The following is a 22,094-nucleotide window of genomic DNA, read 5'->3' as shown; positions in this document are numbered from 1 at the left end:
CATCTGGGTCGTCAAGCGTTGCGGGGCGTATCGCGCGCTTGTGCTTTTTTGGTCTTGAGACTGGCGATGCTTTCCCACGGCGCGTCGGGCCAGTTATGCTTGGGATAACGCCCGCGCATTTCCTTGGCCACGTCCCGCCAGCTTCCGCGCCAAAATTCGGGCAGGTTGCGCGTGGTCTGAATAGGACGGCCAGCAGGCGAGGTTAGGCTGAGAACGAGTGGTATGCGGTCAACGCCCACCAACGGGTGCATATCAAGCCCGAACAGAGCCTGCACGCGCAATTCGACGGTTGGGCCAGCTTCGGCGGCATAATCGATACTATGCTCGGTTCCGGCGGGGCTTTTGAACGAAGCGGGCGCGATTTGGTCAATACGGGCCCGCACGTCCCAACCAAGCATATTGTCGAGTGCTTGCGCCAAGGCCGACGGCGCGACATCACGCAAGCGGCTCACCTTGCCAAGCAAGGGCACAAGCCATTTTTCCGCGCTGTGCGCCAAAGCATCGTCGCTGAGCGTGGCAATACCGGCGAACAGCGCGCGTTCCCGAAGCGCGCGAGCCGAACCCGACCAAGGCAGTATGTCGATCCCGATATCGCACACAGCGGCTAACAAAGCGTTGGCAACCGCCTGCGGGTTGGGTTTCTCAACGCGTCCCTCGCTAATTACAATCGCGCCAAGCCGCCGCTGCACGCGTGCCTCCACGCGGTCAGCATTTTTGTCGTAGGACAATATCTCCTGACTGACGATTCGATGCGCAAATCGGCCTATGATTTCCGGCTCGGTCAGCGCCGCCGCCGACAATATACGTGCGCCCGACGCCGCGCCTTGCACATCGGCCACAGCAAGCCATTCCGCCCGTGCGAGAGGCGACGCGGCGTCAAGCTGAAGCCCGCGACCCATGGCGCTGATCCATTTCTCGCCCTTGGGATCGCGACGTTTCGCTATTCGCTCAGGAAATGCTGTGGCGATCAGGCCGCCGATGCTCAAGGGATCGACCCCGCCATTACCATTACACAGACGCCCAATGCGTAGCGCCAGCTTGCGTGCGGCTTCTGCCTTTGGCCCACGTTCCCGCACGAAGCGTTCATAGCGTGCGTCAATATCCTCACTTTGCCCACCCAGACCGCGCTCTTGCAACAGGACCGCCAACATCGCTGCGTCCTGCGCTTGCCCACTAAGGGCAGCGGTCACGACCATATGCGCAAGGTTCGGAGGTAAAGGCAGGTTGGCAAGCGTGGTTCCGTGGACCGTAATCCGTCCCTGCGCGTCCAATGCGTCCATCGAGTTCAACAGCTTACGCGCTTGCTGCACGGCGGCGGTGGGTGGCAAATCAAGCCAGCGCAGGCTAGCCGGGTCATTCTCGCCCCAGCGCGCACAATCGAGCAACACAGGCGCAAGGTCACTCTCGAGAATCTCGGGTGGGTCGAATGGCGGCAGGCCCCCATTGCCCGCCTCCTCCCACAGCCGATAGGCAACCCCTGCCTGTTGGCGCGCGGCACGCCCGGCGCGCTGTGTTGCGGCGGACAGGCTTGCGCGCTCGGTGACTAACCGCGTGACGCCAGCCGCTTGGTCAAAGCGGGCGCGCCGTGCAAGGCCACTGTCGACCACGACACGCACCCCATCGATGGTTAGGCTGGTCTCGGCAATGTTTGTGGCGAAAATGACCTTGCGGCGGCCTTGCGCATCACGGCGGACCGCAAGTCTCTGGGCCACTGGGTCAATCTGCCCATGCAGCCTGTGCACAACGATATCGGGCCCGCAATCGCCCAATGCGTCAAAGGCGCGGTCGATCTCACGTACGCCGGGCAGAAATGCCAATATATCGCCCTGCTGCTCCGACAGCGCTTGGCGCAATATGCGCACAATATCGGTTTCAATCGGCAGTTCAGTCCTGCGGCCGACATACAGATATTCCAAAGGCCATCTTTTGCCTTCGCTTTCCAGTACAGGCGCGTTGTCCATCAATGTTGAGAAACGCGCCCCATCCAAAGTCGCGGACATCGCCAGCAAGCGCAGATCAGGCCGGAAAGCGGCCTGCGCCTCAAGCGCCAGCGCGAGGCCGAAATCGCTATCGATGCTGCGTTCGTGGACTTCGTCAAACAGCACAGCCGAGACACCCGATAATTCGGGGTCGCCGATGATCCGGTTGCGGAAAATTCCCTCGGTCATCACCAATATGCGTGTGTTGGGGCCAACTTTGCTATCAAGCCGTGTCGCGTATCCAACCCGTCCGCCGACCGTTTCGTCCAAGTTTTCGGCGATACGTTCCGCCGCCATGCGCGCGGCCAAGCGGCGCGGTGACAGCAGAAGGATTTGGCCGTTGCAATAAGGCTCATCCAATAAAGCAGGCGCAACCATACTGGTTTTACCCGCGCCCGGCGGGGCGATAAGAACGGCGTTGGGCACCGCGCGCAACGATGCCAGCAAATCAGGCATAACCGCCATGACAGGCAATGCTTCGGTCATGTTAAGCGCGGACGGCACCGCTTCATCCGTCAATATGCGCGGGCTATTGCGAACTTCACTGCCTCAGTCAGCGCAGATTTGGCTTCGCCTGCGGGGAAATGCGCAATCGCATCTATTGCACGCTGACCATAATGCCGCGCCCTATCCAATGTGTCGTCAATGGCGCGATGCGCATGCAACAATGTCCGCGCATGGGCCAAATCGGCGTCGCTCACCCGGTTACCAAGCATCGCGTCGCGCCAGAATTTCTGCTCTTCGGCGTTGCCACGGCAATGCGCGAGAATGACGGGTAGCGTAACCTTGCCATCGCGGAAATCATCGCCGCTGTCCTTGCCCATGGTCGCGCCGTCGGAGACATAGTCGATGGCATCGTCAACAAGCTGGAACGCAATGCCTAGATTGCGGCCAAAGGCATCCAACGCCATTTCCTGCGCCTCTCCGCTTTCGGCGACAACCGCAGATATCCGGCACGCCGCAGCAAACAAAGCCGCCGTTTTCGAACCAATGATGTCGAGATATTTCTCCTCAGTCGTCGAAATTTGCCGCTGCGCAGTCAACTGGTGGACCTCGCCTTCCGCGATAACCGCCGACGCATTTGAGAGGATTTTAAGAACCTTGAGTGATCCATCCTCGACCATCAGCTCAAACGACCGGCTGAACAGAAAGTCGCCGACGAGCACAGCCGCTGGGTTCCCGAAAATCAGGTTCGCAGCAGTCTTGCCGCGTCGCATGTCGCTGCCGTCGACAACATCATCATGCAGCAACGTTGCGGTGTGAATAAACTCTACAGCTGCGGCCAGTTTGTGATGACGGTCGCCAGGATAATCAAGCAACTGCGCGCAGGCCAAGGTAAGCATGGGCCGCATACGTTTGCCGCCGCCGGCAATTAAATGGCCTGCCAGTTCGGGAATAAGCGGGATTTCGGACTGCATACGATCAAGAATGACCGTATTGACCTTATTCATGCCCAAAGCGACCAATTTCAAGATTGGGTCTAGCGATGGCGCCTGATGTCCGCCGATTTTGTGGATTGTTGCCGTCATAATCTGATCGCTGTGACGCGCGGCGCGTGGATAGGCAAGTGCAAATGGCGTATTTCCCCTTGTCCGTTGCGGTCAATATCGGCACAGATGGCATTGATGAACGACGCAGACACCCTCGCCCGCTTTCGCAACAGCATCGATAACATTGATGCAGCGCTGGTTTTCATGCTCGCCGAGCGGTTCAAGATCACGCAGGCGGTTGGCGAGTTTAAGGCGAAGTCGTCGCTGTCACCTGCAGACCCTGCACGTGAAGAGCGGCAGATACAGCGGCTTCGGCAATTAGCACATGACGCCAAGCTTGACCCTGATTTTACCGAGAAATTCCTGCGCTTCATCATTGACGAAGTCATCCGCCATCATCAGCAAATCCGCGACGGAAGTTAATCAGCTCATCGCTTTCGGTAAGCGTAGTCTGACCAAAAGTCCGCCAAGATCCTCGCTTTTCTCCAACGCGACAGTCCCGCCATAAATTTCAACAACGTCGCGGACGATCGCGAGACCAAGGCCAGTACCAGGCTTGCTGGTATCCAGCCGCGCACCGCGATCAAACAGCCGTTCACGTTCGCTCTCGGGAATGCCTTGTCCGTCATCCTCAATGATCATTTCCACAAAATCGCCAGTATCTTCGACGGTTACAAACACACTGCCGCCACCATATTTGGCGGCGTTTTCGATCAGGTTACCAAGCATTTCATCCAGATCTTGCCGCTCCACACGTGCGGCAACTTCTGTATCTCCGGCCATATCGAGTCGGACATGCGCATAAAGACGGCCCACCGCGCGTTCCACCGATTCCAAGCTGCCCCAGACGACCGCGCGGCTGTGGCTGTGGCCCCGGCGGCCAACGGCGCGGGCGCGGGCCAAATGATGGTCCACCTGACGCCGCATCGTTGTGGCTTCGCGGATAACCGTCTCCGATATATCGGGGGCTTGTGCGGTCGCGCTATTCATAATGACCGTTAATGGCGTCTTGAGCGCGTGCGCAAGGTTACCCGCATGACGGCGCGATTCCTCCGCCTGTTTCTCATTATGGTCGAGCAAGGCGTTTAGTTCATTGACCATTGGCATCACTTCGTCGGGCAAGGCATCTGTGACCCGGCTTTCCTCTCCGCTGCGCATCTGGGCAATCGCCATGCGCACCGCGCGTAGGGGCCATAGCCCGTAAAATGTCTGTAACGCCGCCAAAATGATTAGGCCAAGCGCCAGCAGAAAGAAGCTTGTCACCAATACCGAGCGCAATTCCTGAATTTGCGCATCAAGGCTATTGCGGCTCTGCGCCACCATGAATGTCCAAGCGACATCGGAGTCCGGCAGCTTTATGGAGCGCTCTGCGATGCGCAGCGGCTCGTCCGGAAATTCATCACTATTCCGAAAATGAACCGACTGATCTTTGTGACCAGCGGGCGGGCTAAGTGCACGATCCCACAGCGAGCGAGAGGGAAATGGCATCGCGTCTTTGCCAGTAATCTGCCAGTAGAGCCCGCTGTTCGGTTCCAGAAAACGTTGGTCGCCCAACGGCCGGTTCATCCGGATTTCGCCATCAGGGCCGATTTCTGCCGAAGCAATCATCGCGGTCAGGACATATTCAATCTGAGTATCAAAATTCTGTTCAACCGAATTGGTCAACACGCGGTCCAGCGCAGCGCCCCCGCCGATGAGCAAAATCGTAATCCACGCAGCTGCCGTCAGGATCATCCGGCGCGTAAGCGATCCGGTGCTTTGGAATTGGCTGCGCCACGTTGGCGGCTTTGGTACGGACATAATGGCGACTGGCGGATTCAGCTGACGGGTTCCTCAAGGCTGTAGCCAAGGCCCCTGATCGTCGAAATCACGTCCTGCCCCAGTTTCTTTCGGATGCGGGTCACGAAGACCTCAATAGTGTTCGAATCCCGGTCGAAATCCTGATCATAAATATGTTCGATCAGTTCCGTCCGCGAAACGACCTTGCCCTTGTGGTGCATCAGGTAAGACAGAAGCTTATATTCTTGCGCAGTCAACTTCACGGGCTGACCATCAAGCGTCACACGGCCCGAACGCGTATCCAACCGGACATCGCCGACATTCAGCTCGCTCGACGCATTGCCAGACGCACGGCGGATCAGCGCACGCAATCGTGCAATCAATTCTTCGGTCTGGAACGGCTTGGCGAGATAATCATCGGCACCTGCATCAAGGCCAGCGACCTTGTCCGACCAGCTATCTCGTGCCGTCAGCACCAAAACGGGGAATTTCCGGCCTTCCTTGCGCCAGCGGTCAAGAACGGTCAGCCCATCAATCTCCGGCAGACCAAGGTCAAGGATGACGGCGTCATAATTTTCGGTGACACCCATGTAATGGCCATCCTCACCATCAACTGAGAGGTCAACGGCATAGCCAGCGCCTTCAAGCGTTGACTTGAGCTGCTTACCCAAATTGGGCTCGTCTTCCACGATCAAAATGCGCATGCCATTCCCTTATATTGTCAAACATTGTAACGATATGGTGCTAGCATATTTGGGTACAGCCACAAAATCCTATCACCGTTGCCGCAGCATGCTTCCCGTCCGTCCATCCACATCGACGAAGATAACGCGGGCGCGGTCAATGAATTTCAACCGATACACCTGTGCGCTTGGGTCATATTCCGGCCCCAAATACTGCATCCCGCGCATGCGCGGCACAATAATTGCCTCAATCTCGCGTAAGGGCTTGACCTTGCCGGCCCGCATATCCTGCCGCGCCTCATTCTGTTCGCCCCGGCGCGGATCGGCCGTTACGGGGCTAAGCAAGGCGATGCTTGCGAGCGTAAAGACAAGGACAAGTCGGTGTAACATCATCGCCCCCTAAGCGTGCGGCATTGAACGCAAAGTGAATGGAGCGCCTACGCTGCGCGTCGCATGACGTCCAAAACCCATTATTTTACCATTTCAAATGTGAAGGACATGCTTGCTCCGACACTTAATTCGCCCGTTGAGATGGGTGTTGTTTTTTCCGCCGCGGCGTCCATCGAACGCACACCCATTGGCATTGGTGCAAACCCCCGCCCCTGATCATTTTCTTCGACGCGCAGCACGCGGACATCATTGTAACCCGCCTTGCGCGCCAAGCTGCGCGCGCGGTTCATCGCCAAAGCCCACACCTTGTCGCGGGCGGCTTCCCGGAATCTGCTGTCGTCATCAATGCCGAACGCAGGCCCGTTGAAATTGGTCGCGCCATCCGCCGCAAGCGCATCCAGGAACGCGCCAAGCTTGTTCAAGCTGCGTAGCTTGGCATTGACCATGTTCGAGGCCTGATAGCCCTTAAAAATCTGCTGCCCGTCGCGATAATCAAATTGCTGGTTCAAATTGATTTGTGTCGTTTGGATATCCCGATCAGTTATGCCAAGCCGCTTCAACCGCGCAACCACAGATGCCATTTGCACATTATTGGCGCGGACCGCCGCGCTTGCCGTTGGCGCCATTGTTTGAACGCCCGTTGAAAACGTCGCGATGTCAGGCGGGGTTTCAACCGTTTCTGAAATCGTCAGGTCAATGACCGGATTGGCGGTGGTAATATGCACCTCAGTCGCCATCGCGCCACTGGCCATCATCCCGCCGGTCACCAGCATCGCTGCCAAAATCAATTTACGCATGTGAAACTCCCATTTTATGCCAACCATTTATATTGCTGTTCGGCGTGCCCTATCGATATAGGCATGGCGAAGCTGAACGGTTGCCGAACCGGGTTTCCCATCACCGATTATATGCCCGTTTATCTGCACCACGGGCATCACAAAGCCTGAGGCGGACGACACAAAGGCTTCGGCGGCTTGCTCCGCCTCGTGAACCGAAAAAGGCCGCTCTTCTATGCGTTGTGCCACAAGCGGAAGCACGGATGCACGGGTAATGCCGTGTAAGATTTCGCAGGTTAACGGGTGCGTGACCAGAACGCCCTCATGCGTTATGATATGCGCGTTTTGCGCGCTGCCTTCGGTAATCCATCCATTGCGCTCCATCCACGCATCGTCCACGCCACGTGCAATCGCCTCATTTTTCATCATGGAGGCATACAGCAGTTGCGTTGTTTTGATGTCCGCCCTGCCCCAACGCAAATCAGGCATCGTCACCACCCGAAGCCCGCGAAGCGCCACCGGGTTGTCGGCAAGCGTGCGGGATTGCGTAAAAGCAAAAACCGTCGGCGGCGTGTCGGCGGGCGGAAACACAAAGTCGCGGTCTTCAGGCGTGCCGCGCGTGACCTGCCAATAGATCATTCCCTCTTCGACATGATTACGCGCAACCAGTTCGCGACAGATGGCGCGCCAGTCATCTGCACCTGGTGCGCCTTTTATGCCGACTTCTGTGAGCGAGCGGGCAACGCGTTGCACATGGCCGTCGAAATCCACAAGTTTGCCGTCGAGTATGGAGACAACCTCATAGATTGAGTCCGAAAACAGGAAACCACGGTCGAAGACCGACACCTTGCCCTCGGTTTCGGGGATATAATGGCCGTTGAGATAGATCGTCCGCATAAAAGGGCTTTGCTTGAAGCTTCATCTATCGTCAACATCCACATTGTCATTGCGGCTTTGGCGGGACTGACAATAAACGGTGGATAGACAATCTGGCTTGCCCCTACCGTTGCTACCCCCTATCCGCCAGCCGACATGTCGCAACCTCCTATCTTCGCGTTCGAAAAACTCAGCCTCCAACAAGGTGGCGGCTGGCTGTTTCAGGATATGGATTTGTTCATCGGCGCGCGCGACCGGTTGGCGCTCATCGGTCGCAATGGGGCCGGAAAAACGACATTGATGAAGCTGGTGGCAGGAACAGTCGAAGCTGACAAGGGCAACCGCGTCCTCGTACCCGGCACCAACATCGTGATGCTTGAGCAAGACCCCGACGTCAGCGCCTTCGACCGGCTTATCGATTTTGCCATTCATGGTGAAAAAGGCCCGCCCGAATATGCGGTGCGCGCGATTGCCGACCAATTGGGTATCAATCTGGAGCGTGAGGCAAAGACCGCAAGCGGCGGAGAAAAGCGACGCGCCTCGATTTGCCGGGCACTGGCAAGCGAGCCTGACCTGCTGCTGCTGGACGAACCGACCAACCATCTTGACCTTGCCGCGATTGAATGGCTAGAGGAATGGCTGACGCGCTATCGCGGCGCATTCATGGTGATCAGCCATGACCGGACGTTTCTAACGCGCTTGACGCGACAGACATTCTGGCTGGATCGCGGGCTGCTGCGCCGCAATGAAATCGGCTTTGGTGGCTATGACGCTTGGACTGAACGCGTGTTTGCCGAAGATGCGCGCAATGCAGACCGTCTGGATGCCAAGTTGAAGATTGAGGCGCATTGGCTGGAACGCGGCGTTACGGCGCGGCGCAAGCGAAACCAGGGCCGGTTGGCCAAGCTCTGGGAAATGCGTGCCGCGCGGGCCGCGATGATTGGCCCGCAAGGCACAGCAAAGCTCGCCGCTTCAAGCGACGACAGCAAAACCAAAACGGTCATCAGCGCGCAGAATGTCGGCAAAAGTTTTGGCGACCGGACGATCATCAAGGATTTCACGCTGCGCATTCAACGCGGCGACCGCATCGGCATTGTCGGCGCAAATGGCACCGGCAAAACAACGCTTATCCGTATGCTAACGGGCGAGACCGAACCCGACACGGGCAACATAACGCTGTCACCAACCTTGACGGGCATCTTCATTGACCAGCAACGCAAACTGCTGACGCCCGAAAAGCGCGTGCGCGATGTGTTGGCCGATGGCAGCGACTGGATCGATGTGCGCGGCGTGCGCAAGCATGTACAGGGTTATCTTAAGGAATTCCTGTTCGACCCCGCGTTGATTGAGGCGCGCATCGGTTCCTTGTCCGGCGGCGAGCAATCGCGCATTTTGCTGGCCCGGGAATTTGCCCGTGAAGCCAATTTGCTGGTGTTGGACGAACCAACCAACGACCTTGATCTAGAAACGCTTGATCTGCTGCAAGAGGTTATCGCGGATTATGACGGCACGGTTTTGATTGTCAGCCATGACCGCGATTTTCTCGACCGGACGGTCAATTTGACGCTTGGTCTGGATGGGTCTGGGCATGTCGATATCATCGCCGGCGGATATGCCGATTGGGAAGAAAAACGCGACAAGCGAGACAAGCCCGCCGCCAAGAAGAGCGAAAAAACCGGTTCGACCGAACCTGCCTCTGCGGCCCCATCAGCACTAAAGACGGTCAAGCTAACCTACAAAGAGCAGCGCGACTATGACCTCCTGCCAAAGCGGATCACAGACATTGATGTCGAGATTGCTGCGATGGAGATGGAAATGAGCGACCCGGCTTTGTACACGCAAAAGCCAGCGCGCTTTGCCGAACTGACCAGCAAGACCGAAGGCCTGCGCGCCGAAAAGGATGCGGCAGAGGAACGCTGGCTCGAACTCGCGATGATGGTCGAGGATCCCACATCCTAGCCGGTAATGCGGTAGAAGGCAGCTAGCCGATCTAGCGCGATTTTTAGTACGAGTTTTCCCGACCGCACGGGCCACGACATCTCGCGTTCCCCAGCAGGCACACTTTCCCCAATACAAATCACTCGCCACGCAATATCCGACAAATCGGGGCCAAGCGCGGTCAGCGCGCCGTCAAAGCGGCTTTTGGCCTGAATCATCCGTTCCGTTCGGTTCAGCCCCGATGGCGCGCCGCGTTTTTGACGGCTACGCGGGATATTCTCCCACGACATAGTCACATGCGGTCCAAGTGCGGCGGCTTCATAATCCCCGCGCAATATCTCTCCGGCCAACATTTGTCGGTTCGACAAATAGCCGCGCGCGTGCAACCACGACAGTGGCGATTCCGATAGGTTAATCGTCACAGTGCGCCGGCTAGCGGGACTTTCCGCCACTGGGTTTTCGACCAACATGCGTCGGTCGTAAAATTTTCGGTTCGAATGGCATTTGGCGGGCATCGATAATCTCCTTTGACTCATCGAAACACCCTTGCCATGTGGTAAATATTGTAGGAAAGAAAAAACCTATTTGGTAATGGAGTGTTCCATGCAAAGTCGAATTCGCGATGTTCGAAGGGCCAAGGGCCTGACACTTGCCGATGTAGCCGAACGCTGCAATCCACCAACAACGGCACAAACTATCGGCCGCCTCGAAACCGGCATGCGCGTGCTGTCGCTCATCTGGATTAACCGTATTGCGGAAGCATTGGGCGTCGATTCCAGCGATCTTGTCGCTTTGCCTGACCAACAATTTCTGCCCGTCGCGGCGGTGCTGCATGAGGATGGAACTTATGCCCCAACACAAGAGGAGCGCATCATGGTTCCCAATGTCGGTGGCAGCATGGTCGGGCTTCGGATTGCAGCGGCAATGGGCGAATATCGACGTGGCGATGAATTATGGCTTGAACAGCTACAACCGGACGATTTTGCGTCTGCGCTGAATTTGGATGTCCTTGTGCCACGACCGGGCGGACGGTTCATCTTTGGCCGCTTGCTTGGCCGTGATGTCAGCAAGCTCCACCTTCTGCCTCTTGAGGCCGGCGCACGTCAAAAGGTCGTGACCGAACCAGCCTGGATTGCCAAAGCCGTCCGGCTCGTCCGCAAGTTATAGCCGTTAAGGCTGTGCGCCGAAGTCTGCGTCTATCCGTTCGGCCTTAGAACCCGTGACTTCGTCGGTCGGGACGAAGCTATGTGATCCAACCTTGAACCAAATCAGGATCGGCGCTGCCTGATAGATGGATGAATAGGTCCCCACGACAATACCAAATGCCATTGCCATGCTGAAACCAAAGATGACGTCCGGTCCAAACAGCACCAGCACGATCAGCGGCAGCGAAATCGATACGCTGGTCATCACCGTCCGGGACAAGGTTTCATTGACCGACAGGTTTAACAGCGAGGCCATTTCCATTTTTCGGAACTTCATCAGGTTTTCGCGGATGCGGTCGTAAATCACGACGGTGTCGTTCAAGGAATAGCCGATGATGGTCAGCAACGCGGCAATGATGTTCAGATCAAACTCCCACCCCGTCAGCGCAAATAGCCCGAAGGTAAGCGTTACATCGTGGACCAGCGACCAGATCGCGCCGACACCGAACTGCCATTCGAAACGGAACCAGATATAGATCGAAATACCGGCCATTGCGGCCAGAAGTGCCAATATTCCCTTGCTGAACAACTCCTCCGAAACCTTGCCGGAGACAGAGTCTACCCCGTCAATCCGTACATCGGGATGACCGACCTTCAAACTGCTGGTGATTTTCTCCGCCATCGCATTGGCCAGTTCCGGATTCTTGTCCGCGCCTTCTGGCAGTTTCATGCGGATCGACACTTGGTTTTCAGCGCCGAAGCGCTGAATTGTCGGGTCGCCATAGCCAAGACTGCCCACCGTCTCGCGTAATTCGGTCACAGGCGCCGTGGCGCTTTGCGTAAAGGTTGCGCGGATCATTTGGCCGCCGATGAAATCGACACCGAAATTGAGGCCCTTGGTCGCGACCAAGCCAATGGATGCCGCCATCAGAAGCAAGCTTATGGCAAAAGCCCAAACGCGCCATTTGAGAAAGTCGATATTTGTGTCATCACGAACGAGTTTGAGCAGTTTCATATCAATATCCTCAAATCGTCAATTCAGTGGGACGCGTGCGCTTCACCCAGAGTGAGACCCACATGCGGGTGATGGTCACTGCGGTGAAAACCGAGGTCACAATCCCGATCATCAAAACCACGGCAAATCCGCGAATGGGTCCCGACCCGAAAATGAAGAGCAAAACCGCCGCGATGACGTTGGTGCTGTTCGCATCGAAAATCGCGCGGCTTGCCTCTTTGTAACCAACTTCAATCGCCTGCACGACGCGCCTGCCTCGCTTCAACTCCTCACGGATACGCTCGTTAATCAAAACGTTTGCGTCAACCGCCGCGCCAATCGTCAGGACAAAGCCCGCAATTCCCGGCAAGGTCAATGTCGCATTGGCAAAGGACATAACGCCCAAAATCATCAACACGTTGATGACCAAAGCAACATTGGCATACATGCCAAAGCGTCCGTAAACGAGGAACATGAGCACAAGAATGGCGGTTGTACCAATGACCGCAGCCAAAACCCCACGGCGGATGGAGTCCGCACCAAGGTCGGGCCCAACTGAACGTTCCTCAACAATCGTCAGGTCAACCGGCAATGCGCCAGAGCGGAGCGAGATCGAGAGCGCATTGGCACTTTCGGTCGTAAAGCTGCCCGAAATCTGCGATACGCCGCCAAAGATCGGTTCCCGAATTTGCGGCGCGGAGATGACTTGGCCATCGAGCACAATCGCGAACAATTTGTTCACATTTTGCTGAGTCATGCGGGCAAATCTTTGACCGCCCTCGGAATCGAACTGGATGGTGACGGCAGGCTCATTGGTCTGCGAGTCAAATGTCGGGTCGGCCTTGACCAATTTGTCCCCGGATATACCGCCCAAGCGGCGCACGGCGATGTTCGGCAGACCAGTGGGATTGTCGGGATAGGGCAGAACTTGGCTACCAACACGGGCCTTGCCCTGCGCGGTTTGGTCGGGATCAGCCTGTTCATCAACCAGCTTGAATTCAAGCTTTGCGGTTTTACCGATCAGCGCCTTCAACGCCTCTGGATCATCCAATCCCGGAACCTGAACAACGATGCGGTTCTGACCTTGACGAATGATCGTCGGCTCAAGCGTGCCAAGCGCGTTAATCCGGCGGTCAATGACGTCCTTGGCCGTGTCCATCGCTTGGTCAAGCGCAGTTTCATCGCCAGAGCTTGCCGGTGACAGAATAATTCGGTTGCCGATGTTTACGCCGAGATTCCAATCCCGCGCACCCAAACTATTGCTGATGAGCGGCAAAATAACTTCACGAGCAGCATCAACCTTTGATATGTCGGTGACGTTAAAGCTTAATTGACCTTGACTGCGCGAGACATCAGCGATCGCAATTTGCGGATTGGCACGGCGCATAGCATTACGGACACTGTCCTCCAACGCTTCAAGCCGGGCCTCTGATAATTGCGACGTGTCCGCCTCAAGCAAGATATGACTACCACCAGCAAGATCGAGACCCAGATTGATAGTGGATGTGGGCACAAATTGCGCAAGCTGCGCGCGCATTTGCGATGGCAACAAGCTTGGAATAGCAAAGGCTATCCCGACAATCAGCACAATGTTGAGCATCCATATGCGCCAACGTGGAAAATCAAGCATAGATGGGTTCCGAGCGAACTATGAAGGCAATATCTGGGGCGAGCGGCAAAGCCGTTCAACCCCGACGGTTAATCATTCGCGGCTTTGGCATTGCGCGGCTGCACATTGGCGATGGTTGACTTGACCGCTTTCACCCGAACGTTTGGAGCAATTTCAACTTCGACATGATCGTCAGCAACCTTAGTCACTTTGCCCATCAGGCCACCAGCGGTGACGACATCGTCATTCTTTTGTACCGCCGCGATTTTTGCCTCATGCTCCTTCGCCCGCTTTTGCTGAGGACGGATGAGGAAGAAGTAAAATACGACAAAGATCAGCAGGAGTGGAAACAACTGCACGAAAAATGCAGAACCACCACCAGCGGCGGCACCTAAGATAACAAACGCCATGAAAAAACCTCACCCTAATGAAATCGCGCGCCAACATGCAGCGCAGTCTCGAACTAATCGGGCGCGATTATCACCTGCACCCTGCTGACGCAACGTCAAAGCGTCGACAGCGCGCTTGCTTTTCAAAAACCAGCGCCATATACGCGCCCTTCCATTGACCTCGGCGAGGTCAATGGCGGTCGGGACGTAGCGCAGCCTGGTAGCGCATCACACTGGGGGTGTGGGGGTCGCAGGTTCGAATCCTGTCGTCCCGACCAATTTTTCCAATAAAAATGATAGTTCAACGACGCGCAAACGCGCGCAGTTCGTGTATTCGGCATATTTTACTTTCATACAAAAACCTATTTGGTTATTTAATGCGTGAAAATGAGGATATGGCGATGCGGGACATATCGACGGCCTGATTGCGCGCGAGGGCGGTTTTGTCGATCATCCCGCCCACAAAGGTGGGCCAACGCGCTGGGTCATTACGCAATCAGTCGCCCGTCGACATGGTTAGATGGGGCAGATGGAAAATTTGCCGCGCAACGTGGCAGCGTTGATTTACAAAAAGCAATATTGGCGCACGCCTGCCTTCGATAAAGTGGCACAAATCGAACCGATCTTGGCAGAAGAGTTATTTGACACTGGCGTCAATATGGGCACCAGCACAGCAATCGGGTTATTGCAACGCGCGCATTATGTCCGCTTGGCCGAAGCACGCCCTGCGCAAGAGGCGTTTCTATATGGCTAGATAACAAGCCGTATTGGTTAATTTTACATAGGAGCATGCCATGTAACTCATTGAAGATATCATTGGGCCGATTACCGGCCAGATCGACAAAATCATTCCCGACCCGAAAGCCCGGGATGCGGCAAAGCTAGAACTGATCAAGCTGCAAGGCAGTCAGGAGATGGATGCCTTGCGCACCCAATTGTCCGCCGTCTTGGCGGAGGCGCAATCCGCAGACCCATGGACAAGCCGTGCGCGGCCAAGCTTTCTATATGTCATGTATGCCATGCTCTTGTGGGCGATCCCGATGGGGTTGATCGCCGCCGTTGAGCCAGAGGCCGCGGCCAATATCGCGCGTGGCATGAACGCCTATCTCAACGGCTTGCCATAGCCTTTATATGCGTTGTTTGGCACTGGCTATCTCGGCTACACCGTCGCCCGCCAATGGGTTATTTCACGTGGGCTGGAAAAATAGTTGCTTAAAGCCAGCAACATCCGTTACGCCTCTACATACCCGAAAGGGGTTATAGGGACTTAGGAGAACCGAGATGAAGAAATTAGTCGCAACTGTTGCTGCTCTTGCCTTTGCAGCATCACTTACCGCATGTGGCGAAGCCGGTGAAAAGGCTGCTGAAGAAACCGCCGAAGCCGCCGACGCAACTGGCGAAGCTATGGAAGCCGGCGCCGAAAACGCAATGACTGCTACGGAAGATGCAGCCGACGCAACCGCCGAGGCCGCCGCTGACGCAGCTGCCGAAGCTGGCGCTGCTGTTGAAGAAGCTGGTAAAGACATGCAGAAAGCCGCCGAATAATCGGCACTTATTGCATAGAATGTGAGCCCGCCCTGCCTTTGCGCAGCGGCGGGCTTTTTCATGTCGGTATATTGGTCGCTGCTGTCATATCGCAGCAACAGCTTCCAAGCGAGGCGCCATCCAGCCACAAACCGTTGTTCACATCGCCCCCTGCATTTGGCCCGTCAGCGCGATTGCCTCCGTTCGGGCGGAATGGCCTGCGCGCCGGGGCATCGAGGGTCTGCAGCGCCTAAGAAAAGACCGTTGTCGATCATGATGGATTGGGCGCTAACCATTGTTTCGTCGGAGGTGATGGTGTGGCCCATGGATTTCAGGATGTTGACCGTATCGGGATTGAAATTTGGCTCAACCCGCAACTTATCGCTGGTGCCCTGATAGATTCGCGGCTGATGGGTGGCCTCTTCAACATTGAGGTTGAAATCGACGACGTTGACGATCACTTGCATGACCGTATTGATGATCGTGCTCCCCCCGGGCGTTCCGGTGACGAGCCAAGGATTTCCATTTTCATGACAATTGTCGGCATCATCGTCGAAATCATTCGTTTAGCCGGCGCCATCGCATTGGGCGGTGATGGTAAGCCTTCCCGCAGCGCTTTGGCAGCCTGTGCGTGCGAGAAGTTATTCATCTGATTGTTGAGCAGCACGCCCGTTCCGGCGATCATCACGCCTGAACCGAAATCGGCGCCCAAGGTGTAGGTCGTTGACACTACATTGCCCTGCGCGTCAGCCACCGAAAATGGGTGGTAGACGGGCTTTCATGTTTGAAAGGGTCACCCACGCCCATTTGCGCGGCGGGTTTGGCCTTGCCTGGGTCGATACGAGCGGCGCGTGACAGGGCATAGGCTTTTGAAATGAACCCTTGGACCGGTGCGGTTACGAAATCGGTATCTCCCAGAAGGGGGCAGATCAGCGGCGATTACGATTTTAGACCGTCTCTTGGGCTGTGATGAGCAGAGGAATTTGACATGGCCAGCGAAGGGGTTGGTTTTTACGACTACCGGAAAAACACCCATCAGTGGTTGCTCGAGGGCGAAGAAGTTGCTCGATGCCGCCATGCTCAAGATTGCCAAGGAACAAGCCTCAGCAGCCGGAACAGGGGCTGAAACGATTGAGATTGCCGATTGGCGTATCCACGATCTTCGGCGCACGATGGCAACGAGTTTCCAGATACTTGGTGTTCGGTTCGAAGTTACCGAAGCCACCCTCAACCATATTTCGGGCATGAGCCGTGCTGGTGTTGCAGGTGTCTATCAGCAGCACGACTAGAAGGAGGAAAAGCGGGAAGCTCTTGAAAAATGGGCACAGCACTGCGAAAGGTTGCTGGCAGGTTGATATTGTACGACTAAACAGGTTATGCATATTGGGATATAATCCTGAGGTGACATGCAGATGCCAACCACCACTTCCTCACCGTTGGTTGCTCTTGAGGTAGCCGTGAAGGAGTTCGGTCCTTGTGAAGGTGGGTACGATAAAGCACGTGTCAGGATTCTTCGAGAAATCTCGTCGAACTCGGCATTCGCTTTTGAGCTGATTGGGAAACCACCCCCCGTTGCATGGGCTAAAGGCTCTGAAGGCAATGTCCGGGAATGGTTTGGTGAATTGGCTGAGGCTCTGTCCCAAGATGCCCCTGCCAATGAGCTTTTAGAATGGCTGATGGATCAAGAAACAGGACCGCAAGTCAATTTTTCGCAGGTCAGAGAGATTTGGATCACCAAACAGCCCGAAGGATGGATTGCGGACTCTGACCTAAATCCTACCTGGAACGAAACAGAAGCTCTTGCATGGATTGCCACACAGGACATCTACGTTGTGGGTCTCTCCAAAAAGAAGCAGCATAGAGGAGAAGTAAATCAATATATAGGTATGCTTGCGTATATAAGTTCTAATAAATGCCGCATGTCAGATCACGAGATGGCTCAAAAACCGAAGTGGCAATCTTGCCATTGTCTTGGATTTTCGTGGGATCAGCTTCGTAGGTTTTCCAGATCAAAATCTCTAAACCAAGAAAATCTGTCAATTTTGAACTACGATATTGAAAAAGGGTGTGTAAGTTATCGGGATTCAGATGGCAAAGAAGCCCCGCTTTTTCTCAAGAAACACGTATTTCAGTTTTATCCAATCCCCGACCCTACGCTGCCATTGGCTCAAGAGGCCGTAAGGTTGCAGCATCAGATGAGAACTGGCGCTGCTGGACGGCCAACTAAAGGGAAATCACTTTATCTGGCTGAATTTCGTCGTCGAGACAAATCCGATGAATTGAACGAGACGTTAAGCGAAGAAAGTCGTCACCTAACCGAGTGGTTTCAGATACATTATCCGATGGCGGACCAGCCAACGCGCAAAACCATCGAGAACACCATTCGCCGTGAATTCAAGGCTGCCAAGGCTCCTCGGTTAGCTCCCCCAAAATAGCCCCAAAAATAAACGAAGACCCATATTTTGGGGCTCTTTTTCGTGGTTTTGAGTTGCCCTAAATCCACTCCTGCCAGCGGCAAGGACCGCATCAACAGGAGAAAAATATGGCACAAAATCTAATAACCCCGAAGCAGCTAGCGGAGATGTTTGCGGTCAATGAAAACACACTTGAGAAGTGGCGTTTGCAAGGCATTGGCCCCAAATTCATCAAGATCCAACGCAACGTTCGCTACGCTGCGAATGATGTCGATCGCTGGACGAACGAACATACATTTGCATCTACCAAAATTGCCGATGCAGCATTGAAATTTGGGGGTGCGCTATGAACACTGCCAATACAGCGGCACAAGCTGGAATAACTAAACAACCCGCAATCATAAAAAACGAAGGAAATTTTAAAAATAAAAAGGAAATAAATATGCCCATTTACAATACAAACTATGTTTTATTCGATAAAACAAATTTATCAAATTTGCCCGAAGTTGTTCTGGATCATATTTCGTCAACGCTAACAAAAGAAGGCATAGGTCATACATCGTTCGACTGGAAATGCCTGATCTTGGAGCGTTCTCCAGAATTCATCGCCATAGAAGCGTGTGAATGCTGCGGGAATATAAAGATCAGTGCTAACTTGGGCGTTGAAAACCCCTACGGTCACACACATGAATTTGTAGAACGAAATCTAAGCAAACTGATTAATGACGAATGGTGCAAAGCCTTATCTTTCTGTGATAAGGACGGACATATCATTTCATTAGAGATGTTTGTTCCTTGCAACGGCTCCAGCTTGCTAAACTTCTCCATGTCCATGGAAGAATTTGAGCAAAAACTGAAATCGTTTCTTGCGGTAGCTTCCAAGCTTGGCTTGGAAATCGTCATTGATGATGATACCGAACTAACAGCCTGCAGCAACTAAAACCAAAGCAGACATAGCAAGGCAAAGCCTCGACGTGCTCGTCGGGCAATGCCTTGCCATGTCTAAAATCCTGAAAAACGCACTTGACCTGATCCCCTCAAGTTGGTCCAATTTTTTGTGAAAAAATCACTGAAGGTCAATTAGCGTCTTAGTGAAACGGTCAATTGCCCTGACACGGCAATTCGGGTTGGTCCGCTTATGGTTGGCTAAAACTTGGCTTATCCCTTGTTCTTGGAAATCTCCGCCCAAAACGGTCTTCCAATATCCTGAGTGAGGGTCTTGAACCTGAATATCTGCTTTGCGGATAGGCATACTTCACTCCTCTACCCCATCTGGAAAACCACCAAATCTTGTGGTATAATACAATCATGATTTTCGTCTTCTAACACCACTGCCAGCGCCATCAGTTGGCGCACGAAAATCATCGCACACCATTCATGAAAGCAACAATTGCCAGCATAGTGCTGCGCAGACTGCCTTCACACCTTCAATTCATGGAGATGCCTTTGAAAACCAAAATTCTCGAACCTCAAAATATCAATGAAGCCACAATTATAACGATACTCGATAATGGTGCGCTAGAACATTACGACAATGGTGGGCTGTATGTGACGACCTACCCGATTAACTTCTGGTTGGGCCTTGATGAAAAACGCAAGCTGCTGGTCATTTACACATATTGGGACATTGTTCACGATGTGGACGAACTCCAAATTCTGCGTTTTGTGAACCAAGCAAACACTCAGAAAATCATGCTTCAGTTCTCATACAATGCCAAGCTTGGTAGATTTTATGGTCACTACACGCATCCCTATAATGTGGGGCTGTTGCCTCCGCATGTGCTGACGTTATGCCAGAAATTTTCGTCCATCTTCGAAGATGTGCTGCACGAAGGAATTGCAGACGGCGTTTTGCAGGAATTGCCAGAAGGCACAGACGATGATGCTAATGAAGCGTCATCTGATGGTGCTTCAGATTCAACGGTTCACTGAACGGATCATCATATGTGGATCATCACGAAAATTGGGTTTTTTAGCATTGTTCAGAAGCCATGGAACAAGCCAGACGATACACTAACCATCAGAGCAAGAGCCCGTACAGACTTAGAAAATCTGAGAGCCTACTTGCCCGACATGTCTGAAGTTCTAGCAAGTGAGGATAGCGATTACCGCTACCGAGCTACCGCTGATAGAGAAGTCGTTATGGCAGCAATGTCCAAGCTGACTGCCGATGTAGACTATGACAATTTCAAAAATGAAGTTGCTTCACGGCAGGGCTATGCCCGAGCTGCCATATATGCCGAAGTCTGGGAGGTACTCTATAAATTACAGATTGGCCGATTTGAAGAACAGTAGAACCAAATGTTCTGATCACAGACGGTGTGTCCTATTCTGGCATGTATGAGGCTTCAGGAATCCGTTGTTTCACATTGACTGAGATGTAAGCACATTCCTTTTCAGTGCTTACATAGTGCCTACATTTTATTAAATTCCAATACGGAGAATTACAAAATACGGCTAAATCATCGAAGTATATGGTGCACCCAACTGGATTCGAACCAGTGGCCCCCAGATTAGGAATCTGATGCTCTATCCTGCTGAGCTATGGGTGCAACGCCCACAGTCATAGCTGCGCGCAATCGGACGGTCAATTTTTTGCAGAGGGTGGGACGACCGGAAATAACAAAGGCACAAGGCCAACGCCTTCTTCAACCAACGCCTTTGCCTCATCACTGCTGGTTTCGCCGTGGATGAGGCGATCAGGTTCTTCGCCATAATATATGGCGCGCGCGGTTTCGGCGAAGTTGCCGCCCACCCATTGCGATTTATCCAGCATTTCGGATTGCGCACGGGCTAATTTTTGAACCAACTCCGCCATCGCCGAGGGCAGGACGGCAGTTGCGGGTGCGTCAACGCTTGTTTCGGCTGCGTCAGGGGTCACTGAAGGCAAAAGGGCTGGCCGTTGGTTGCCCTTGCGCGGAACATTAGGCACCGACAGCGCCTTTTGCACGATGCCATCATTGCACGCAGGGCAAGCAAGCAGACCGCTAGATTTCTGCGCATCAAAATCGGCAGACGACGCAAACCAGCCTTCGAACTGATGCCCGTTGCTACAGTTCAGGTCAAATGTGATCATTGCGCGCCGCTGGCTCCCAGCAAGCTATCCAGCTTTCCTTGGGTATCGAGCGCGCGCAAATCATCCGACCCGCCAACCGCGACGTCATTGATGAAAATCTGCGGCACGGTGCAGGCGCCCGGCGCACGTGCGACCATCTCAGCGCGCTTTGCGCCGCCCATCGTGACGTCATATTCGGTATATGTAACGCCTTTGCTATCCAAAAGATGTTTGGCGCGCACGCAATAAGGGCAGCCGAATTTGGTGTAGATTTCAATATTTGCGGTCATAAAACGGAAATGGTGATCCCAGCGATGCAAGTCAAGCGTCGAACAATATTGGCGCGTCAGATTGCAGCACGCCGCCGCGCAAGGCACGCGCCCAGCAGAAAATCTGTACCCAGTCTGCACCGTCACGTTTGAGCACCGCGACGCAGCCATCGCTCGTTGCACCCGTGGTCAGGACGTCGTCGATCAAGATGATTTGCGCCCTTTTAATTTGCCCTTATATTTCGGATGCAGGGCAAAGGCGCTACCTACGGCCTGTCTGCGCCGTTTGTGGTCCAAGCCGCGCATGCTCGGCGTGCGCTTATGCCGTAATAATATATCAGGCACAAAGGCGATGCCGGTTGAGGCCGCGAGATGTTTGCCGATCAGCGCCGACTGGTTGAAGCTGCGTAACCAAATCCGTGTCCAATGCAATGGCACGGGCGTAATGATAACTTGGCCCGTATCGTCCGGCAAATGGCGCAGCAATTGCTGCGCAATCACGACGGCGCGGATGCCGTCATGTCTGGGCGGGTGGGCAATGCAAGAGGCGCAATACGCGTCCGCGCCACGGTCAAAGTCAAAGGGGACTGCGCATCCCCGACACCAACGCGGCCCCAGAAATTCCAACTTTTGCCAGCAGGAGAGGCAGAACGAACGGCCCGCTGCGGTAATCGTGCCGCAACAGGGGCAGCGTTCGGGCAATACCCAATTCAACATCATGTAGAAAATGTGGCCGCCCTTTGCCATATCGGACTTGTCGGACAAAGATTGGGTCTGCACAAGG

General features: G+C 54.4%; 25 protein-coding genes, 2 tRNA genes and 3 pseudogenes. 13 read left to right on the top strand and 17 right to left on the bottom strand.

Annotated features, from left to right (window positions below; all coding sequences use genetic code 11):
• Positions 1-11: 11 nt before the first annotated feature.
• Together hrpB and Q0N43_RS00430 are read right to left on the bottom strand one after the other, a co-directional pair.
• The gene (gene hrpB / locus Q0N43_RS00435; RefSeq protein WP_295440881.1) at positions 12-2,465 is read right to left on the bottom strand and encodes an ATP-dependent helicase HrpB; all 2,454 of its coding nucleotides are present in this window, start codon (positions 2,463-2,465) and stop codon (positions 12-14) included.
• 29 nt (positions 2,466-2,494) lie between these two features.
• Positions 2,495-3,508, bottom strand: coding sequence for a polyprenyl synthetase family protein (locus Q0N43_RS00430; RefSeq protein ID WP_295440879.1), 1,014 nt, complete (start codon positions 3,506-3,508; stop codon positions 2,495-2,497).
• Between the two features lie 96 nt (positions 3,509-3,604).
• On the opposite strand from Q0N43_RS00430, the gene Q0N43_RS00425 reads away from it, so the two are divergent.
• Positions 3,605-3,892 (top strand): chorismate mutase, encoded by a 288-nt coding sequence (locus Q0N43_RS00425; protein ID WP_295441212.1) that lies wholly within the window; start codon positions 3,605-3,607, stop codon positions 3,890-3,892.
• Here Q0N43_RS00425 and Q0N43_RS00420 read toward each other — a convergent pair whose 3' ends face one another.
• From Q0N43_RS00420 to Q0N43_RS00400, 5 genes are all read right to left on the bottom strand, one after another.
• Positions 3,893-5,269, bottom strand: coding sequence for a HAMP domain-containing sensor histidine kinase (locus tag Q0N43_RS00420; protein WP_295440876.1), 1,377 nt, complete (start codon positions 5,267-5,269; stop codon positions 3,893-3,895).
• A 17-nt stretch (positions 5,270-5,286) separates the two neighbouring features.
• Positions 5,287-5,952, bottom strand: a complete 666-nt coding sequence (locus Q0N43_RS00415; protein ID WP_295440873.1) for a response regulator transcription factor — start codon at positions 5,950-5,952, stop codon at positions 5,287-5,289.
• Positions 5,953-6,024: 72 nt separating this feature from the next.
• Positions 6,025-6,324: a hypothetical protein gene (locus Q0N43_RS00410; RefSeq protein WP_295440870.1), complete on the bottom strand. Its 300-nt coding sequence runs from the start codon at positions 6,322-6,324 to the stop codon at positions 6,025-6,027.
• A 77-nt stretch (positions 6,325-6,401) separates the two neighbouring features.
• Entirely contained in the window at positions 6,402-7,118 is a 717-nt protein-coding gene (locus tag Q0N43_RS00405; RefSeq protein ID WP_295440867.1) for an SIMPL domain-containing protein, read from the bottom strand.
• 27 nt (positions 7,119-7,145) lie between these two features.
• Positions 7,146-7,994, bottom strand: coding sequence for a D-amino-acid transaminase (locus tag Q0N43_RS00400; protein WP_295440864.1), 849 nt, complete (start codon positions 7,992-7,994; stop codon positions 7,146-7,148).
• A gap of 135 nt (positions 7,995-8,129) precedes the next feature.
• Between Q0N43_RS00400 and Q0N43_RS00395 the strand changes: the two genes are divergently transcribed.
• Positions 8,130-9,932 carry an ATP-binding cassette domain-containing protein gene (locus Q0N43_RS00395; protein WP_295440861.1) on the top strand — a complete coding sequence of 601 codons (1,803 nt, stop codon included), beginning with the start codon at positions 8,130-8,132 and terminating at the stop codon, positions 9,930-9,932.
• Here the strand turns inward: Q0N43_RS00395 and Q0N43_RS00390 are convergent.
• Entirely contained in the window at positions 9,929-10,426 is a 498-nt protein-coding gene (locus Q0N43_RS00390) for a DUF6456 domain-containing protein (RefSeq protein ID WP_295440859.1), read from the bottom strand. The two genes, Q0N43_RS00395 and Q0N43_RS00390, sit on opposite strands and share 4 nt — an antisense overlap.
• Positions 10,427-10,514: 88 nt before the next feature.
• On the opposite strand from Q0N43_RS00390, the gene Q0N43_RS00385 reads away from it, so the two are divergent.
• Complete coding sequence (locus Q0N43_RS00385; protein ID WP_295440856.1) at positions 10,515-11,078, top strand: helix-turn-helix transcriptional regulator; 564 nt, start codon at positions 10,515-10,517, stop codon at positions 11,076-11,078.
• Between the two features lie 3 nt (positions 11,079-11,081).
• Here Q0N43_RS00385 and secF read toward each other — a convergent pair whose 3' ends face one another.
• The 3 genes from secF to yajC form a co-directional block, all read right to left on the bottom strand.
• Positions 11,082-12,071 carry a protein translocase subunit SecF gene (gene secF, locus Q0N43_RS00380; protein ID WP_295440853.1) on the bottom strand — a complete coding sequence of 330 codons (990 nt, stop codon included), beginning with the start codon at positions 12,069-12,071 and terminating at the stop codon, positions 11,082-11,084.
• 10 nt (positions 12,072-12,081) lie between these two features.
• On the bottom strand, positions 12,082-13,680 hold the full coding sequence (secD, locus tag Q0N43_RS00375) for a protein translocase subunit SecD (RefSeq protein WP_295440851.1): 1,599 nt from the start codon (positions 13,678-13,680) through the stop codon (positions 12,082-12,084).
• Positions 13,681-13,748: 68 nt separating this feature from the next.
• Entirely contained in the window at positions 13,749-14,069 is a 321-nt protein-coding gene (gene yajC / locus Q0N43_RS00370) for a preprotein translocase subunit YajC (RefSeq protein WP_295440848.1), read from the bottom strand.
• Between the two features lie 180 nt (positions 14,070-14,249).
• On the opposite strand from yajC, the gene Q0N43_RS00365 reads away from it, so the two are divergent.
• From Q0N43_RS00365 to Q0N43_RS00350, 4 genes and pseudogenes are all read left to right on the top strand, one after another.
• Positions 14,250-14,326, top strand: a tRNA-Pro gene (locus Q0N43_RS00365).
• Between the two features lie 134 nt (positions 14,327-14,460).
• Positions 14,461-14,802 (top strand): annotated as a pseudogene (locus Q0N43_RS00360) (glycosyl hydrolase 108 family protein).
• 49 nt (positions 14,803-14,851) lie between these two features.
• Positions 14,852-15,256: pseudogene (locus Q0N43_RS00355) on the top strand (holin family protein).
• A gap of 73 nt (positions 15,257-15,329) precedes the next feature.
• Positions 15,330-15,593, top strand: coding sequence for a hypothetical protein (locus Q0N43_RS00350; protein WP_295440845.1), 264 nt, complete (start codon positions 15,330-15,332; stop codon positions 15,591-15,593).
• Positions 15,594-15,757: 164 nt separating this feature from the next.
• Here the strand turns inward: Q0N43_RS00350 and Q0N43_RS00345 are convergent.
• Positions 15,758-16,430 (bottom strand): annotated as a pseudogene (locus Q0N43_RS00345) (gamma-glutamyltransferase).
• A gap of 218 nt (positions 16,431-16,648) precedes the next feature.
• Here Q0N43_RS00345 and Q0N43_RS00340 point away from each other — a divergent pair.
• The 6 genes from Q0N43_RS00340 (at position 16,649) to Q0N43_RS00315 (ending at position 20,281) form a co-directional block, all read left to right on the top strand.
• Complete coding sequence (locus Q0N43_RS00340) at positions 16,649-16,861, top strand: hypothetical protein (protein ID WP_295440842.1); 213 nt, start codon at positions 16,649-16,651, stop codon at positions 16,859-16,861.
• Positions 16,862-16,984: 123 nt separating this feature from the next.
• Positions 16,985-18,007 (top strand): hypothetical protein, encoded by a 1,023-nt coding sequence (locus Q0N43_RS00335; RefSeq protein ID WP_295440839.1) that lies wholly within the window; start codon positions 16,985-16,987, stop codon positions 18,005-18,007.
• 107 nt (positions 18,008-18,114) lie between these two features.
• Positions 18,115-18,336: a helix-turn-helix domain-containing protein gene (locus tag Q0N43_RS00330; protein WP_295440835.1), complete on the top strand. Its 222-nt coding sequence runs from the start codon at positions 18,115-18,117 to the stop codon at positions 18,334-18,336.
• Positions 18,333-18,926, top strand: a complete 594-nt coding sequence (locus tag Q0N43_RS00325) for a hypothetical protein (RefSeq protein ID WP_295440832.1) — start codon at positions 18,333-18,335, stop codon at positions 18,924-18,926. Before Q0N43_RS00330 ends, Q0N43_RS00325 begins: the two co-directional genes overlap by 4 nt.
• A gap of 437 nt (positions 18,927-19,363) precedes the next feature.
• Positions 19,364-19,918, top strand: a complete 555-nt coding sequence (locus Q0N43_RS00320; protein WP_295440829.1) for a hypothetical protein — start codon at positions 19,364-19,366, stop codon at positions 19,916-19,918.
• A gap of 141 nt (positions 19,919-20,059) precedes the next feature.
• Positions 20,060-20,281, top strand: coding sequence for a hypothetical protein (locus tag Q0N43_RS00315; protein WP_295440827.1), 222 nt, complete (start codon positions 20,060-20,062; stop codon positions 20,279-20,281).
• 180 nt (positions 20,282-20,461) lie between these two features.
• Here Q0N43_RS00315 and Q0N43_RS00310 read toward each other — a convergent pair.
• From Q0N43_RS00310 to Q0N43_RS00290, 5 genes are all read right to left on the bottom strand, one after another.
• Positions 20,462-20,538, bottom strand: a tRNA-Arg gene (locus Q0N43_RS00310).
• A gap of 35 nt (positions 20,539-20,573) precedes the next feature.
• The gene (locus Q0N43_RS00305; protein WP_295440825.1) at positions 20,574-21,062 is read right to left on the bottom strand and encodes a DUF1178 family protein; all 489 of its coding nucleotides are present in this window, start codon (positions 21,060-21,062) and stop codon (positions 20,574-20,576) included.
• Positions 21,059-21,331 carry a glutaredoxin 3 gene (gene grxC, locus Q0N43_RS00300; RefSeq protein ID WP_295440822.1) on the bottom strand — a complete coding sequence of 91 codons (273 nt, stop codon included), beginning with the start codon at positions 21,329-21,331 and terminating at the stop codon, positions 21,059-21,061. Before grxC ends, Q0N43_RS00305 begins: the two co-directional genes overlap by 4 nt.
• A 31-nt stretch (positions 21,332-21,362) precedes the next feature.
• Positions 21,363-21,518, bottom strand: coding sequence for a hypothetical protein (locus Q0N43_RS00295; RefSeq protein ID WP_295440819.1), 156 nt, complete (start codon positions 21,516-21,518; stop codon positions 21,363-21,365).
• Entirely contained in the window at positions 21,515-22,090 is a 576-nt protein-coding gene (locus tag Q0N43_RS00290) for a double zinc ribbon domain-containing protein (RefSeq protein WP_295440816.1), read from the bottom strand. Before Q0N43_RS00290 ends, Q0N43_RS00295 begins: the two co-directional genes overlap by 4 nt.
• Positions 22,091-22,094: the final 4 nt, after the last annotated feature.

Origin of the sequence: Sphingorhabdus sp. EL138 (assembly GCF_945882965.1) — a bacterium.
Classification (GTDB): Bacteria; Pseudomonadota; Alphaproteobacteria; order Sphingomonadales; family Sphingomonadaceae; genus Sphingorhabdus_B.
This window is presented reverse-complemented; position numbering and strand designations above follow the sequence as displayed.